The following is a 15730-nucleotide window of genomic DNA, read 5'->3' as shown; positions in this document are numbered from 1 at the left end:
GACCCGCGCAAGCGGGAGGGTGGGGGCTTCGGCTCCACCGTCAGAAAGCGAAATCCCGTGGTCACCCTCGGCAGAGACCGCAATTCAACCTACTGGACCTTTGCCGTCGAGAACCGCCGGCTTCTTGCCTTCGGCTTCCTCGCCGCCTTCTGCTCCAGCTTCGGCCAGACCTTTTTCATTTCCCTGTTCAGCGGCGAGATTCGCGCCGAGTTCGCCCTCTCGGATGGCGATTTCGGAGCATTGTATTCCGCCGCCACGCTGGTCAGCGGGTTCAGTCTGATCTGGCTCGGACGCAAGATCGACCAGCTCGATCTACGGATCTACAGCGCTTTCGTCGGCGTCGGCATCGTCGCCGCCTGTCTGCTCATGGCTGGCGTCGTCTCGACGGTCATGCTCGGCCTGGCGATCTTCATGCTTCGCCTGACCGGGCAGGGGCTGATGTCGCATGTCGCGATGACCAGCATGGCACGGTATTTCGAGTCGGGGCGGGGCAAGGCGATCAGCATCGCCTCGTTCGGCTATCCGGCGGGCGAGGCTCTCTTCCCGACGGTGGCCGTGCTGTCGATCGCGGCGCTCGGCTGGCGGGAGAGCTGGATCGCGATCGGCGTGATCTTGGCGACGGTCCTCGTGCCGATCCTGCTCTGGCTGCTCAAAGGACATGCGGCGCGCGACCGCGGGCTCCGCGACCGGATGCAGGGCACGGCGCAGGACACCGCCGGCGGAAGTGCGTCATGGTCGCGGCGGCAGATGCTGGGCGATCCGCGCTTCTATCTGATTCTGCCCGCCGCGCTGGCGCCGTCCTTCATCGTGACCGGCCTGTTCTTTCATCAGGTCCATCTGGCGCAGTCCAAGGGATGGAGCATGGCCTGGGTGGCGAGCTGCTTCGTCGGCTTCGCCGTCGCCCAGGGGATCGCCGTCCTCCAGACCGGATCGCTCGTCGATCGCATCGGCGCGGTCCGGCTGCTGCCCTATTTCCTGATGCCGCTGGCCTGCGCCTTGCTGGTTCTCTGGTTCTTCGATCATCCCGGCGCCGCGCTGATCTATCTGATGGCGATGGGCGTCACCTCGGGCATGACGGCGACCATCGTGACGGCCGTCTGGGCGGAGCTGTACGGCGTTCTCCATCTCGGCGCGATCCGCGCTCTCGCTGCGGCGCTGGCAGTGTTGTCGAGCGCCCTGTCGCCAGTCTCCATCGGCTGGATGATCGACCGCGGAATTTCGATGGAGGCGGTTGCGCTTCTTTGCCTGGCCTATATCGGCCTGGCCATCCTCCTCGTCCTGCCGGTCGTTCGCTGGCAGTCCGCCGGCAGGATGGCGCCAGGCTGAGGTCAGCTTTCGGTGCCCTGCGTTCCGGCGCAGCCGATGCAGGTGGGTGTGGTCGGGTCGAGCGCCAGCCGCTTGGCGGCGATCGCCTCGCCACATTGAACGCAATAGCCGTACTCGTCCTCGTCGATCCGCCGCAGCGTCGCTTCGATCCGACGCAGCTCCAGGCTGCGGCGGCGTTCCGCCTCGATCGCCATGGCCTGAACCTGCATCGCATCCATGCGCGACAACCGGCCGACGGTCGTCTGGTCCAGCTCCACCGGCCGCCGTGACGCGGCGGCCGCCTTGCCGAGCGCCAGAAGCTCGTCCCGGCGCTGCAGCAGGCCTGTCCGGACCGCTTTGAGATTGTCAGCCATCCCGTCTCTCCTTGCCGCCAGTATCCGGCTCACCGTTTCCCCTAAGGGAAACATATAAGGGCTGCGACGGGAACCGGGCTGCGACGGCCCGGTCGGCTATTCGGAGAGCACGGCGCGGACCGCGGCGAGAAGGCGGCCGCTCGCCAATGCCTCGGCCGCGACGCGCTCGATGTCGCCGCCGAGCGGGCGATCCTCGTCGAGCGGCTGTACCAATTCGCGGACTATGGCATGGGCGATCGCGGTGCCGCGGCCGAGACGGGTCACCTTGGCCAGATCGACCGCCTGGGTCGCCACGACCAACTCGAGGGCGACGAGCAGGCGCAGCCGCTCCAGCATGTCGGCGAGCTTGCGCGCGGCGAGCGGCGCGTTGGTCGAGTCATCCTCGACGTCGATGCCGCCCCGCGAATCGATGCTGACTGGATTGGCGAGATGGCGGATCTCCGCAGCCAGCGCCTCCGCCGTCTTGGTCAGTGGCCCGAAGCCGGAGCGGGTCGGGGCGCGCGGCGAGAGCATCGCGGGCAGGTCGCTCAAACGCTCAGTCAGCAGGCGCGTGATCCGGTTGACGAGAAGCGTGGCGGTCTGGCTGATCGCCAGCCCGGCCGTGTCGAAGGCCAGCGCCAAGGCGGGCGTGTGGAAGTTCCCGGTCGACAGCATCTCGCCGTCCTCGACCAGCACCAGCGGGTTGTCGCCGGCGCCGTTCAGCTCCGCCTGCAAAGCGGGGGCGGCGAAGTCGAGCGCGGCGCGCAGGCTGCCATGCACATGGGAGACGCAGCGCAGGCTGATCGGGTCCTGAACCCGCCGCGCAGCACCCGGCTCGGTCAGCGCGCCGCCGGCCAGCAGCGCGCGCAGATGCGCGGCCGCGGCCTCCTGCCCCGGCGCGGGCCGGGCAGCGGCGATGCGTGGATCGATCGGGCTTAGATTCGCGCGGAAGCCTTCCATGCTGAGGGCGGCGGCAAGATCGAGCAGCGTACTCAGGGCGGTCGCGTCGGACAGCGCCAGCGCACCCTGGCCGGCCGATACCGCATTCGCGCTGCAGAGCGCCAGCCCGTCCTTCGGGCCGAGCTCCAGCGGTTGCAGGCCGGCGCGCTTCAGGGCCTCGGCGGCCGGCAAGGTTTCGCCGTGGTGGACCGCCTCGCCCTCGCCGATCGCCGCGAGGCCGATATGGGCCATTAGGCAGAGGTCGGCGGCGCCGATCGAGGCGATCGCCGGCATCACCGGATGAACGCCGGCATTGAGCATCGCGACCAGCATCTCGGGAACCGATGGCTGGACGCCGGCGCCGCCCTTCACCATGCCGTTCGCCCGGATCAACATCGCCGCGCGCACCACGTCTTCGGAAAGGCGCGGCCCGACTGCCTGGGCGCGGCCGAGGACTGTCAGCCGCGAGAACTCGGCGAGGGTCTCCTGCGGCAGCCGCATGGTGGCGCGCGGGCCGAGGCCGGTCGTCAGGCCATAGACCGGACGGTCTTCCGCGAGAAAGCGCTCGACGACCGCGCGCGACGCCTTCAGGCGCGATGCGGCGGCGGGGTCGATGTCGACGCGTGCGTGGTCGCGGGCAACCTGCGCGACGAGGTCAGGAGTCAGATCGTTGCCGGTGAGGGTAGGGGCGGGTTTGAAACCCGCCCCTCCGCGGTCCGATCGTCGAATCGGGTCGCTCATACCCACGGGCAGTTGCTGTTGCTCGTGCCGAAGGTGCGGCCCTTGGCGAAGCGGTCAAAGGCGAAGGGCTCCAGCTCGGGAACCCGGTTGCCGCCGACGAGCAGCTTCGCCGCCAGCTTGCCGACACCCGTCATCTTGAAGCCGTGATTCGAGTCGGCGATCATATAGACGTTCGGCAGGATCCAGTCGAAGATCGGCACATTGTCCGGCGTGAAGGCGCCGATGCCGCCGTTGGGCCGCTCGCGGAAATCCTTGCGGCTGCCCTTGAAGCGCGGCATGAGCTGCGCCATCGCCGAGGTCAGATAGTCGGCGAACTCCGGCTCAGCCTGATATTCGGGGTTGTCGTGGCCATAGGGGTCGAGGGTCGCCTTGGGACCGAGCTTGATCGGGATGGAGCCGCCCTGGACGCCCGGCTTGTCCATCCGCTCGGCGCCGTTCTTCCAGTAAACATAGGTGTGGTCGGCGATCTCCTTGCCGGTGTTCTGGTCGATGACGGGCGTGGTCATCAGTTCGACATGCAGCACCGGCGGGTCGAGATCGTCGGCGGTGCGGTAGGGCTCGTGGACATAGACCTCGCCCTCGAGCAGGCGCCAATAGGTCCACATGTCGTTGTTCTTGATCACCTTACCGTCGGCATAGTGGAGGTCGAGCGTCGCCGGCTGGCCCAGCATTTCCCAATGCTTGCCCGTCCAGGCGCCGAGGCCGAGCACGACGACGTCGCAGGCAACATCGCCCTTGTTGGTGTGCAGCTTGGCGACGCGGCCGTTCTTCACGTCATAGCCCTGCACCTCGACGCCGGAGATGACGCGCACGCCGTGGTCGGCGCATTTCTGCGCCAGGCCGGCGACCGCCTGCCGAGTCCCGGCGTAGCCGCTGATCTTCTCATGCAGCACGACGTCGATGCCGTCGGTGTTGAAGTCCGGCCAGATGTTCCGCAGGAAGCTCTTGGCGTCCTTCCCGGCATAGAGGTCGGAGTGGTAGCCGACGCGGTTCTGGCTGGCATGGAGCTTTTCGTAATCGGCGAGCTGGTTCGCCTCGCCGGCCGAGACGTAGCCGACCTGCTGGAAGCCGAAGGCGACCGGGTCATAGGTCCAGACATCGACCGAATGGCGCAGGATCGCGTGCAGCGGCTCGGTCATGTAGAGGTTGCGCACGCAGCCGCAGGCGATGCCGCTGGCGCCCGCGCCCGGCCCGGTCTTGTCGAGGACGATGACGTCCTTGCCGGAGCCCGTGCCCTTCGCCTCGAGCTCCATGGCGAGGTGCCAGGCGGTGCTCAGGCCGTGGATGCCGGCGCCGACCACTGCGTAGGTGATGGAAGAAGGAAGGGTGCTCATCGTTTCAGCCTCTCCATGACGTGTCTTGCGTGGTTATGTCCGTCGCGGGGCGCTGATGCGCCGCTTCCGCCGAGGTTGTATATACAACCGGTCGAGAAAGCTGTATAGAGTGTTCATAACAAGACCAGAGACAAGGCTTGCGGCCTCGCCTAATCTCCGGAAAACAGGCCGGCCGTCGGCTCTGACTCAAGAGTGGAGGAAGCATGTCGCGGGATGGGTCCCGCCGCCGCGAGCGTCGCGGCGGTCACGGTCTGGGCCAGAGGCCCTGGCGCAATCTGCGTAATCCCTATCGGCCGGTCGAGGTGTTGAGCGCCGACCAGGTCGAGGCGATCCACAATGCCTCGCTGCGAATCCTGGAAGAGATCGGCATGGACTTCCTCGACGAGGACGCCCTGGCGGTTCTGAAACGGGCCGGTGCGGATGTCGAGCCGGGTACGCAACGGGTGCGTTTCGATCGCGGGCTGGTGCTGGAGAGCGTGGCGAAGGCGCCGTCCGAGTTCACCCTTCACGCCCGCAACCCGGAACGGAACCTGACCTTCGGCGGGAACCACGTCAATTTCGGGTCCGTCGCCAGCGCGCCGAACGTATCGGATCTCGATTCGGGACGGCGGCCCGGCAGCTTCGCCGATTATTGCAACCTGCTGCGGCTGTCGCAGAGCCTGAACGTCGTTCAGTTCATCTCCGGCTATCCGGTGGAGCCGGGCGATCTGCCGCCGGCGACGCGCCATCTCGACGCGCATTACGCGGCGATCACGCTGACCGATCGGATCTGGCACCCCTATTCGCTCGGGCAGCAGCGGATTACCGACGGCATCGACATGATGTGCATCGCCCGCGGCGTCACCCGCGAGCAGCTGAAGGCGGAGCCCAGCCTGTTCTCCATCGTCAACAGCAGTTCGCCGCTGCGCCTCGACGGGCCGATGCTGCAGGGCCTCACGGAGATGGCGCGGAACGGCCAACCAGTGGTGCTGACCCCCTTCACCCTGAGCGGCGCGATGTGCCCGGCGACGCTGGCCGGCGCGCTCGCCCAGCAGAATGCCGAGGCGCTGGCCGGCATCGCCTTCATCCAGATGGTCGCCCCCGGCGCGCCGGCAATCTATGGCGGCTTCACCTCGAACGTCGACATGAAGAGCGGCGCGCCCGCCTTCGGGACGCCGGAATATACCCGCGCCGCCTTCGCCGGCGGGCAGCTCGCGCGGCGCTATGGCCTGCCCTATCGGTCGAGCAATGCCTGCGCGGCCAACGCGGTCGACGCCCAAGCCGCCTACGAGTCCGAGATGTCGATCTGGGGCGCGGTGATGGGCCATGCGAACATGGTAATGCACGGCGCGGGCTGGATGGAGGGCGGCCTGGTCGCGTCGTTCGAGAAGATGATCGTCGATGCCGAGATCCTGCAGATGATGGCCGAGCTGCTGCAGCCGATCGAGGTCAACGACGACACGCTGGGGCTCGACGCGATCGCCGAGGTCGGGCCGGGCGGCCACTTCTTCGGCGCGGCGCACACGCTGGCGCGCTACGAGACGGCGTTCTATGCGCCGATCCTCTCCGATTGGCGCAACTTCGAGAGCTGGCGCGAGGCCGGCGCCCAAGACACCGCGCAGCGGGCCAATGCCTTGTGGAAGCGGATCCTGGCCGACTACACGCCGCCGCCGCTCGACCCCGCCATCGACGAGGAACTCCAGGCCTTCATCGCCAAGCGCAAGGAAGAGGGCGGCGCACTCGCGGCATAGGAGCGTCGGCGCCGTTTCACGGAACTCGCCGGCCGCTCGGCGGGTTCCTTCCCAAGAACCGTCGGCTCACCGGACGGCGAGGGAGGCTGCGCCGTGGACAAGAAAACCACCATCAATATCTGGTATGTCGTGGCCGCCATTTTCGGCGTGCTCCTGCTGCAGAGCCTGTTCCTGCAGACGCAGCAGGTCGAGACGATCCCCTACAGCCAGTTCCAGCGCTACCTCGAGGAGGGGCGGGTCGACGACATCGTCGTCACAGAGACCCATGTTCGCGGCACGCTAAAGGGCGCGGCGGAGGGCGAGCCGCAGGCGTTCGTCACCAACCGCGTCGAGCCCGGTCTCGCGAACCAGCTCGATGAGTATGGGATCGAATTCACCGGCGGAACCGAGAACACCTTCCTGCGCGACATCCTGTCCTGGGTCGTGCCGATCCTGCTGTTCTTCGCGCTCTGGATGTTCCTGATCCGCCGCTTCGCGGAGCGGTCGGGGCTGGGCGGCGGCTTCATGCAGGTCGGCAAGAGCAAGGCGAAGATCTATGTCGAAACCGACACGAAGACCACCTTCGAAGATGTGGCCGGCGTCGACGAGGCCAAGGCCGAGCTGCAGGAGATCGTCGATTTCCTGAAGGACCCGAAGCAGTATGGCCGGCTCGGCGGGCGCATGCCGCGGGGCGTGCTGCTGGTCGGCCCGCCGGGCACCGGCAAGACGCTGCTGGCCCGCGCCGTCGCCGGCGAGGCCGGCGTGCCGTTCTTCTCGATCAGCGGCTCGGAGTTCGTCGAGATGTTCGTCGGCGTCGGCGCCGCCCGAGTGCGCGACCTGTTCGAGCAGGCGCGCCAGAAGGCCCCGGCCATCATCTTCATCGACGAGCTCGACGCGATGGGCCGGGCGCGGGGCGCCTACGCTCAGGGCGGCCATGACGAGAAGGAGCAGACCCTCAACCAGCTTCTGGTGGAGATGGACGGCTTCGATCCGCAGCAGGGGCTCGTCCTGCTGGCGGCGACGAACCGGCCCGAGATCCTCGATCCGGCGCTGCTGCGCGCGGGGCGGTTCGACCGGCAGGTGCTGGTCGACCGGCCGGACAAGGTCGGCCGCATCCAGATCCTCAAAGTCCATTTGAAGAAGGCCAAGCTGGCCGAGGACGTCGACCCCGAGCAGGTCGCCGCGCTGACGCCGGGCTTCAGCGGCGCCGACCTGGCAAACCTGGTCAACGAGGCGGCGCTGCTGGCGACCCGGCGCGGCGCCGACGCGGTGACGATGCAGGACTTCGGCGCGGCGATCGAGCGGATGATCGCCGGGCTGGAGAAGCGCAACCGGCTGCTCAACCCAAAGGAGCGCGAGGTCGTCGCCTATCACGAGATGGGCCATGCCCTCGTCGCCATGTCGCTGCCGGGCACCGACCCGGTGCACAAGGTCTCGATCATCCCGCGCGGCGTCGGCGCGCTCGGCTATACGATCCAGCGGCCGACCGAGGACCGCTTCCTGATGACCCGCGAGGAGCTGGAGAACAAGATGGCCGTGCTGCTTGGCGGCCGCGCCGCCGAGGCGGTGGTGTTCGGCCATCTGTCGACCGGCGCCGCCGACGATCTGGCCAAAGTCACCAACATCGCCCGCAGCATGGTGACCCGCTATGGCATGGTCGAGAAGCTGGGCCATGTGTCCTACGATTCCGAGCAGAGATCCTTTCTCGGCGGCGGCGCAATCCCGCCCTATATCGGCGAGCGGCAATATAGCGAGGACACCGCGCGCGAGATCGACATGGCAGTGCGGGATATCGTCAACGTCGCCTTCGCCAAGGCCACCAGCATCCTGCGCGAGCGGCGCGAGGTTCTCGAGACAACGGCGCGGGCGCTCTTGGAGAAGGAAACGCTGAACGAGGACGAGCTGCGGCGGCTGACCGGCGAGAAGGCGCGGACAGCGGCGTGACGGCGATGGGGGCGGGTTTGAAACCCGCCCCTACGAACCGGTGGGGGGCGGGCAGGGGCCGAGATGCCTTTTCAGAAATTCCAAGACACGCCGTTCATATTCCGCGGGAGCGGCACGGTGGAAATCGACATGGCCGGCGCCCTCGACGGCCCAGAACGCCTTCGGTGGCCGTGCTACTTCGTAGAGCGCCCGGGATTGGGCGAGCGGTGCGTGGGGGTCATCCGTTCCGGCGATGACGAGGACCGGGGTGTCGATCCCGGTGATCCGGTTGATCGGTCGTAGCGCGTCGGGGCTGATGCCGAGGCGCGGCTCGAGCTGAAGCAGGAGGGCCGGCGCGACCAGCTCGGCGAGCGGTCCCAGGCGAATGCGGATCTTGTTGACGACGGATTCGGTCCAGGTCGGATAGGCCGCCTCGACGACCAGCGCGTCGAGATCGAGCGGCGGATCGGCGAGCAGGGCGGCCGCGCCGCCCATCGAGAAGCCGATGGCGGCGACGGGCCGGCCGGGCAGTTGCCTGGCGGCGAAGGAAATGGCGGCCCGGGCGTCGCCGCTTTCGCGATGGCCGAAGGTGATCCGGTCGCCCTCGCTCTCGCCATGGGCGCGGAAATCGAAGAGCAGGACGGCGTAACCCGCCTCGACCAGGAACGGGGCATGGCTGAGCATCGCGCGGCGGTTCTGCCGGATGCCGTGCATCAGCAGGATTGTGCCGCAGGCCGGCTTTGCCTCGATCCACCAGCCAGACAATGTCTCGCCATAGGCGTTCTCGAAGCGCACGTCGCTTGCGGCGAGCTCGGGCGGCGGCAAGCCCGCCGACGATGGCGCCGGCGCGGCCAGTCGCGTGCCCATCCATAGGCTTGTCGCGACGAACGCGACCGATCCGGAGACGAGCGCCAGTATCAGCAGGCGGAGAAGGGGAATGCTCGTTCGGCGTTCGATCATGATTGCGGCGGCCCCCACCCCGGCCCTCCCCGGCTCGGCCGGGGGAGGGACCCGCGAGCGGGAGGGTGGGGGTGGCGAAATCGAGGTCTTTAAACGGACTCGATCTTACGATTCGATCAGCGGATGCACCACCGGCTCGCGGGCGCGCAGGAGGTAGCGGGCGAGGAGCTCGCCATAGCCGCCGTACCAATTGCCGCCATTCGCCTCCAGCAGCGCCGCGCGATAGGCGCGATAGCGCGCCGGCCGCTGGTGCCAGGGAAGGCCGGGCTCGTTGTGGTGGACGAGGTGCAGGTTGTTGTTGAGATAGAGCAGGCTCATCAGTGGCCCGGCCTCGACCAGCGCGGTGCGATGCGCGACCTCGGCCGCCGCGCGATGCTCGGCGAAGGAGCGCAGCAGTGTCAGCGCCATTCCAGGATAGACGAAGAGCAGCAGATATTCGCCGAACGGGATGCCGCAGATGCCGATCACCCAGAGCAGCACCAGCGTGACGGCTGGAACATGCAGCAGCCAATGCCGGAGATAGTGCCGGTCGCCCTGTCCCAGGCGCCGGGCCAGGGTCGCGAGCACCCGAAGAGCGACATAGGGCGGGCCCAGCAGCAGCCGGCCGAGCAGCGTTGCCAGCGCCCGGCGGATCAGGCGGTGGAGTGGCCCCATCGCCTGCCAATCGGCGGGGCGGAGATAGTTGGACTCCGGGTCCTCGAGCGGATCGGTCAGCCGTTCATCCCGATGATGTGCCAGATGGCTCTCGCGATAGAGGCTGAAGGGCAGCCACAGCCAGAGCGACGGGAAGACCAGGAGCGCGTTGAGCCAGGCCGTCCGGGTCGGCTGAGCATGCACCGCCTCATGCTGCAGCGAGCCGTGCAGGCAGACGATCGCGCCGCCGAAGACCCCAACCGCCCACCATGGCAGAGCATCGTAGAACCAGGTCACCAGAAGGAAGCCCGCATAGACCACGACGGTGACCGCGATCGTCGGCCAGTCGACGGCGTAAAATGTCGCGCTTTTTCGGGAGATCGCAGGCGCACCTAGTGGTTCTGAGACGCGGTCGGTCATCGGCCCTCGGCAGTGTCGAATGCTTGTTCTTCAAGAGATTATGTCTCTTCTTTTATGCATCACAACGAGGGAATGCGCAGAAAACGTTACGGATTATCTCAATTCAAACCGTTTGTTGACAAAACGCCACATTCGGTGTGGATTGACAGATATCAATCATCGGGCGCTGCAAATGGATCGACGCGACACGGTGCGGATCTTCCGCGATCGCCTGGAGGAAGTGATCGAGCGATCCGGGCTCAGCCGCTCGGCCTTTGCCGGGCGGATCGGGGTCGATCGCTCGACCCTCGCACAGATCCTGTCGCCGGCGAACGAACGGCTGCCGCGCGCAGAGACGCTGTCGGCGATCGCGACGGATCAGCAGGTAAGCGCCGATTGGCTCCTCGGGCTCAGCCAAGGCGGGCCGCTCACCGCCTCGGTCATCAACCAGCCGCTTGAAATCGAACCGGGCGCGCATTCGCCCGCCGACGAGCGGCTTACCCGCTGGCATGCGGAGGTGGCGGGCTACAAGGTGCGCTATGTTCCGACCACGCTGCCCGATCTGCTGAAGACCGAGGCGGTGATCCGGTACGAATATCGCAATTACGGCGAACCGATTCCGGAATCGCGGCTCCAAGCGGCGATGGAGCGGCTCGCTACGCAGCGCCGCCCGGAAAGCGATATGGAGGTCTGTTGCTCGCGGCAGAGCCTGGAGAGCTTCGCTCGCGGCGAAGGCGTCTGGCGCGAGCTCGACGTCGAAGCGCGACGCGAGCAGATCTCGACAATGATCTATCTCATCGACGAGCTCTATCCGACGTTCCGCTGGTTTCTTTATGACGGGGTTCAGCGCTATTCTGCGCCGCTGACGATCTTCGGACCGAAACGGGCGGCGATCTATGTCGGGCATATGTACTTCGTCTTCAACAGCACCGAGCACATCCGCGTGCTGACGCAGCATTTCGACGAACTGATCCGCGCCGCCGCTGTGCAGCCGCCGGAGGTCACCACTCTTTTGCGGCGATTGCTCGAGGAACTGGACGGGCGTCCGGCCGCAGCCGATCAGGAGGGACTCCATGTCTGAGAATTCATCGACCAAGCGGCATGATGCCGATGTTCGGGCCACCGGCAGCTGTCTCTGCGGCGCTGTCCGCTACGCGATCCACGGTGCCTTGCGCGAGGTGGTGAACTGCCATTGCGGCCAGTGCCGGCGATTCCACGGCCATTATGCCGCCTACAGCAACGCGCCATGGGACGCGATCACCCTGACCGGCGAGGATCAGCTTCGCTGGTTCGACTCCTCCGATATCGCGCGGCGCGGCTTTTGCGGGACCTGCGGATCGAGCCTGTTCTGGGAACGGCGCGACAGCGGCCGCGTCTCGATCGCCGCGGGCACGCTGGACGAGCCGACCGGCGTGACGACGGTCCGCCATATCTTCGTGAAGGATGCGGGCGACTATTACCGTATCGCCGACGATCTCGAGCAGTTGCCCGGCACGATGGGTGGAGATTGACAGCGATCGACGGCGCGGGCGGAAATCAGCGATGGCACGCGCCAGCCTGCCGATGTACGACCTGCCGGAGGTCGCCGCCGCCACCGACGCATGGTGGGGCGGGCTGGCGCGCGCGTTCCGGCGTGAAGGACTCCCCGACGTGCCGGAACGGCTGCGCCGCGAAGGCACCCCCCTGGAGCACTGGCTGGCGCCCGATCTGCTGTTCGGCCAGACCTGCGGCTATCCGCTGACCCATGCGCTGGCCGGTCGGGTGACGCTGGTCGCTACGCCCTGCTATCAGGCGGCCGGCTGCGCCGGTCCCGAGTACCGCAGCTTCGTCATAGTCGCGGCGGAGTCGCCGGCCATAGAGTTCACGGCATTGCGTGGCAAGACCTGCGCGGTGAACAGCGCCGATTCCCAATCCGGCTACAATGCGCTGCGGACGCTGGTCGCACCCTTGAGCCGGGACGGCCGCTTCTTCAGCCAGGTTGTCGCCAGCGGCAGCCATCGGGCAAGCCTTGGTCTCGTCGCCTCCGGTGCCGCCGATGTCGCCGCGATCGACTGTGTCACCCATGCGCTGCTCGCCCGGCACAGCCCGGCGGTGCTCGACGGCACGCGGGTGCTGTGCGAGACCGCCGCGGCGCCGGGCCTGCCTTATGTCACCGCCATATCGGCCGACGAGGAGCGGCTGCGCCGCCTGCGCGCGGGCCTCCGCCGCGCTCTTGATGATCCGGATCTGGCGGCGGCGCGCGATGCGCTGCTGCTTGCGGATGCTGAGGTGCTGCCGCTCGCCACTTACGACCGAATCTTAGAGTTGAAGATGGCGGCGGTGGGGCATGGCTATCACGACCTCGCCTGACGCGGCGTGCAGGACGTCGCTATCGGACGGGCTTTCAGGTTGAAGCGCGTCGTGAATTAAGGAACAGGCGATGATCCCGGATTTACCACATTTCGCTCCTCTTGCCTTGGCGGCGGCGCTCGCGGGGCTGATGCGCGGCTTTAGCGGCTTCGGGTCGGCGCTGTTGTTCGTCCCGCTGGCGAGCCTCTATGTCGAACCTTCGAAAGCGGTGGTCCTTCTGTTCGTGATCGACGGCCTCATGGCGTTGCCGCTGCTGCCGCGCGCGCTCCGCCGCTGCAACTGGGGGGAAGTGGTGCCGCTCTCCGTCGGCGCGGCCGTCACGGTTCCGATCGGCGCCTTCTTTCTCGTGTCGGTCGATCCGACGGCCTTGCGCTGGGCGTTATCGGGGCTGGCGCTCGGCGCGGTCGCGGTGCTGGCGTCGGGATGGCGATATCACTCGCATCCCGGCCCGGTCCTGTCGGCTGTCGTCGGCTCGACGTCGGGTTTCCTGGGCGGGCTGGCCAGCTTCTATGGCCCTCCGATCGTGATCTTCTGGCTGGGCGGGCAAAGCAGCTCGGCGACCGTGCGGGCCAATATCATCGTGTATCTCGCCGCGATGGCACTCGTGGCGGGTATCAGTTTCGCGCTTTACGGAATCTTCGAGCCGGCCACGGTCAAGCAGGCCCTGTTCCTGATGCCGGCCTATGGCGTGGCGATGTGGCTCGGCGCGCGGTTGTTCGTCAGGGCGTCGGAAGATTTCTTCCGCCGGCTCGCCTATCTGGTGATCGCCGGCGCGGTGATCTCAAGTTCCCCTGCCTTCGACCGCGGCGAATGAGGACATCTCTTCAAGGATCCTACGGAAGGCATGACGAAAAGTTCATAGGTGATAGTTGCGGCCGATGCCGCCGTGCTGGCGAATACCCCGACGAGGAGGCCGAGGACGACGACGCAGCGATTGATCAATATAATGTTGCCCCCTGAGGTTAAGTACGCCGACCGGACCGTGTTCGGGCCAGTCAATATTCTCTACAAGCGGTCCCGTAGCGGCGAGTAGAATCCGGGCCGACTTCAGTAAATAAAACAATTAAGCGCCTTAAGACACGCCCGTATCAAATAAGGTAATGTCTCAGTCCGAATTCCGACTCTGGGTGGAAGCTTGCCGTTCGCTCCGAAGATGAGAACGACTTGGTCAAGGCAAATAGCGGGCCTAAGGGGGTGAGGTCTAGAAAGTCGGATGCCGATGCAGGCCAGACTTCCTCCTAGGGCGCGGTTTCGACCCTGCAACAGGACTGGCGCCTTCCAACTGATGCTACAATTTTGCCGCTTCTCGCTGTGCGAACGAGCTGAGGAGCAGCCACTGGCCAAATGTTTGGCGGACCCCGCGGGGTCCCGTCAGTTCCAAATTGCCGGCATTGATCGCGGCCGAAAGCTGCAGCTTGCCAACCCAGATTTGTGCCAATGTTTGCACATCAGTGATCACGTAGACGTCGACCTCGAAACCAGGATCTTTCGGGCATAGATCGACATAGGTCGCTTCGTTGACGAGCCACCAGCAGCGCTTCGCTTGGGGCTGATCGGTGAACTCGAACTGAACCGTGACCCGCACCCCTCCGAACACTGACGGATCGACGCGCCGCCGGATTGCCCACATCAGCGCGGTGACATCAGGCTTGCGCGAGTCAATGTGACCCAGCACCCACCGCTCACCCCACCGGCTCAATCGCCGCACGATCGGTGCGAGGTCTCGGCCGGCTTCGGTTAGATGGTAGAGGTGACTGGAGCCGGAGGACTCTCGCCTGACCAGCCCCTCGCGTTCCAGTCGCTGTAGCCGTTGCGATAGCAGCGATGGCGACATCAACGGCACGCCGCGGCGGATCTGGTTGAACCGGACTGCGCCGGAGAGCAGCTCCCGGATTACCAGGAATGTCCAGCGCTCGGCGAGAATCTCTGTGGCCTTGGCCAGAGGACAGAGCTGACCGTACTCCATGGCGGCCTCCATCTTCCGCCCAACCATAGTGAAAGTCCGCCTGCGGAGCGATTCAATTTCTGGACTGGAGATACGTTCCGCCCGTCAGCCAGAATGCCCGCAGAACACCCTTGCTCCCGTTGTGGATGTCAAATGGAGGAGGATATGGTCGAAGCAGCCCATCGCGAGGATAAATGGAGCGCCGGTGATGCCTATGAGCCCTATGTCGGACGCTGGAGCCGGCTGGTCGCTGCCGAGTTCGTGGACTGGCTTGCTGTCGGGAGAGGCGCACGCTGGCTCGATGTCGGCTGCGGCACCGGGGCGCTGACCTGGACCATTCTTGATCGCGCCTCACCGCGCCAGGTGATCGGCGTCGACGCATCGGAAGCATTTCTCGGCTTCGCCCGGGACAGCATACGCGATCCGCGCGTAGAGTTCCGGATCGGCGATGCCCGTGCCCTCCCGGTCGATGAGGCAACCTTTGATGCCGCCGTGGCAGGCCTCGTGCTCAACTTCGTTCCCGAGCCGGCCAAGGCGCTTGCCGAGATGTCCCGCGCGGTGCGCCCGGGTGGGATCATATCCGTCTATGTCTGGGACTATGCCGGCGAGATGCAGCTCATGCGCCGTTTTTGGGACGCCGCCGCGGCGCTCGATCCGGCCGCGCGCGACTTAGACGAAGGCCGCCGGTTTCCGATCTGCAACCCTGAGGCGCTGCGCGCGCTGTTCGCTGAAGCTGGCCTCCGTGAGATCCGAGACCGCGCAATTGATGTGCCGACCGTTTTCCGCGATTTCGACGACTATTGGTTGCCATTCCTCGGCGGCCAGGGACCGGCGCCCGGCTACTGCGTTTCACTCCCGGAGGCCAAGCGCGAGGCTCTCAGACAAAAGCTTCATGCCGAGCTGCCAACAACGTCTGACGGCAGTATCCACCTCACAGCGCGCGCACTCGCCGTTCGTAGTTTCGGGCCGTTATGAATTGCACACCTGTGCGCGCAATCAATGACCCCGTTCCCACTATTGTCTGTCCTTCGCGGGTGGTGGCTCGGCTGGCTGCTTTGGGTCGAGAGCAAAAATTGAAACTGAGACACTACCTCAAATAAACTGGCGGTACGGGCTTTTTCGAATCGCTGCCTTACCCTT

Annotated in this window: 14 protein-coding genes; 8 read left to right on the top strand and 6 right to left on the bottom strand. The window is 66.2% G+C overall.

Going from position 1 to position 15730, the window contains the following annotated elements; genetic code table 11:
* The first annotated feature begins 57 nt into the window (after positions 1-57).
* Positions 58-1326, top strand: coding sequence for an MFS transporter (locus DT069_RS22040; RefSeq protein WP_119462500.1), 1269 nt, complete (start codon positions 58-60; stop codon positions 1324-1326).
* A 2-nt stretch (positions 1327-1328) separates the two neighbouring features.
* On the opposite strand, the gene DT069_RS22035 is transcribed toward DT069_RS22040, so the two are convergent.
* The 3 genes from DT069_RS22035 to DT069_RS22025 form a co-directional block, all read right to left on the bottom strand.
* The gene (locus tag DT069_RS22035; RefSeq protein WP_119462499.1) at positions 1329-1679 is read right to left on the bottom strand and encodes a TraR/DksA family transcriptional regulator; all 351 of its coding nucleotides are present in this window, start codon (positions 1677-1679) and stop codon (positions 1329-1331) included.
* A gap of 96 nt (positions 1680-1775) precedes the next feature.
* The gene (locus tag DT069_RS22030; protein WP_119462498.1) at positions 1776-3338 is read right to left on the bottom strand and encodes an HAL/PAL/TAL family ammonia-lyase; all 1563 of its coding nucleotides are present in this window, start codon (positions 3336-3338) and stop codon (positions 1776-1778) included.
* Positions 3335-4672, bottom strand: coding sequence for an NAD(P)/FAD-dependent oxidoreductase (locus tag DT069_RS22025; protein WP_119462497.1), 1338 nt, complete (start codon positions 4670-4672; stop codon positions 3335-3337). The genes DT069_RS22030 and DT069_RS22025 overlap by 4 nt, the downstream gene beginning before the upstream one ends.
* 203 nt (positions 4673-4875) lie before the next feature.
* Here DT069_RS22025 and DT069_RS22020 point away from each other — a divergent pair, with 203 nt between their 5' ends.
* Together DT069_RS22020 and ftsH are read left to right on the top strand one after the other, a co-directional pair.
* The gene (locus tag DT069_RS22020) at positions 4876-6402 is read left to right on the top strand and encodes a trimethylamine methyltransferase family protein (RefSeq protein ID WP_119462496.1); all 1527 of its coding nucleotides are present in this window, start codon (positions 4876-4878) and stop codon (positions 6400-6402) included.
* A gap of 93 nt (positions 6403-6495) precedes the next feature.
* Positions 6496-8325, top strand: coding sequence for an ATP-dependent zinc metalloprotease FtsH (gene ftsH / locus DT069_RS22015; protein WP_119462495.1), 1830 nt, complete (start codon positions 6496-6498; stop codon positions 8323-8325).
* A gap of 30 nt (positions 8326-8355) precedes the next feature.
* Here ftsH and DT069_RS22010 read toward each other — a convergent pair whose 3' ends face one another.
* Both DT069_RS22010 and DT069_RS22005 read right to left on the bottom strand, forming a co-directional pair.
* Positions 8356-9264, bottom strand: coding sequence for an alpha/beta hydrolase (locus DT069_RS22010; RefSeq protein WP_162913355.1), 909 nt, complete (start codon positions 9262-9264; stop codon positions 8356-8358).
* 105 nt (positions 9265-9369) lie between these two features.
* On the bottom strand, positions 9370-10317 hold the full coding sequence (locus DT069_RS22005) for a fatty acid desaturase (protein ID WP_119462493.1): 948 nt from the start codon (positions 10315-10317) through the stop codon (positions 9370-9372).
* 172 nt (positions 10318-10489) lie between these two features.
* Between DT069_RS22005 and DT069_RS22000 the strand changes: the two genes are divergently transcribed.
* The 4 genes from DT069_RS22000 (at position 10490) to DT069_RS21985 (ending at position 13459) form a co-directional block, all read left to right on the top strand.
* Positions 10490-11377 (top strand): helix-turn-helix domain-containing protein, encoded by an 888-nt coding sequence (locus DT069_RS22000; RefSeq protein WP_119462555.1) that lies wholly within the window; start codon positions 10490-10492, stop codon positions 11375-11377.
* Positions 11370-11807, top strand: coding sequence for a GFA family protein (locus tag DT069_RS21995; RefSeq protein ID WP_119462492.1), 438 nt, complete (start codon positions 11370-11372; stop codon positions 11805-11807). The genes DT069_RS22000 and DT069_RS21995 overlap by 8 nt, the downstream gene beginning before the upstream one ends.
* A gap of 31 nt (positions 11808-11838) precedes the next feature.
* Positions 11839-12645, top strand: a complete 807-nt coding sequence (locus DT069_RS21990) for a phosphate/phosphite/phosphonate ABC transporter substrate-binding protein (protein ID WP_162913354.1) — start codon at positions 11839-11841, stop codon at positions 12643-12645.
* Between the two features lie 70 nt (positions 12646-12715).
* A complete protein-coding gene (locus DT069_RS21985; protein WP_119462490.1) occupies positions 12716-13459 on the top strand; it encodes a sulfite exporter TauE/SafE family protein in 744 nt (247 codons plus the stop codon).
* Positions 13460-13933: 474 nt separating this feature from the next.
* On the opposite strand, the gene DT069_RS21980 is transcribed toward DT069_RS21985, so the two are convergent.
* Positions 13934-14611: a winged helix-turn-helix transcriptional regulator gene (locus tag DT069_RS21980; protein ID WP_162913353.1), complete on the bottom strand. Its 678-nt coding sequence runs from the start codon at positions 14609-14611 to the stop codon at positions 13934-13936.
* A gap of 144 nt (positions 14612-14755) precedes the next feature.
* Here DT069_RS21980 and DT069_RS21975 point away from each other — a divergent pair, with 144 nt between their 5' ends.
* A complete protein-coding gene (locus DT069_RS21975) occupies positions 14756-15565 on the top strand; it encodes a class I SAM-dependent methyltransferase (RefSeq protein ID WP_119462554.1) in 810 nt (269 codons plus the stop codon).
* Positions 15566-15730 lie beyond the last annotated feature (165 nt).

Origin of the sequence: Virgifigura deserti (genome assembly GCA_003576685.1) — a bacterium.
In the GTDB taxonomy this organism is placed as follows: domain Bacteria; phylum Pseudomonadota; class Alphaproteobacteria; order Dongiales; family Dongiaceae; genus Virgifigura; species Virgifigura deserti.
The sequence above is the reverse complement of the archived record's forward strand: the minus strand, read 5'-3'. Positions and strand labels throughout refer to the sequence as shown.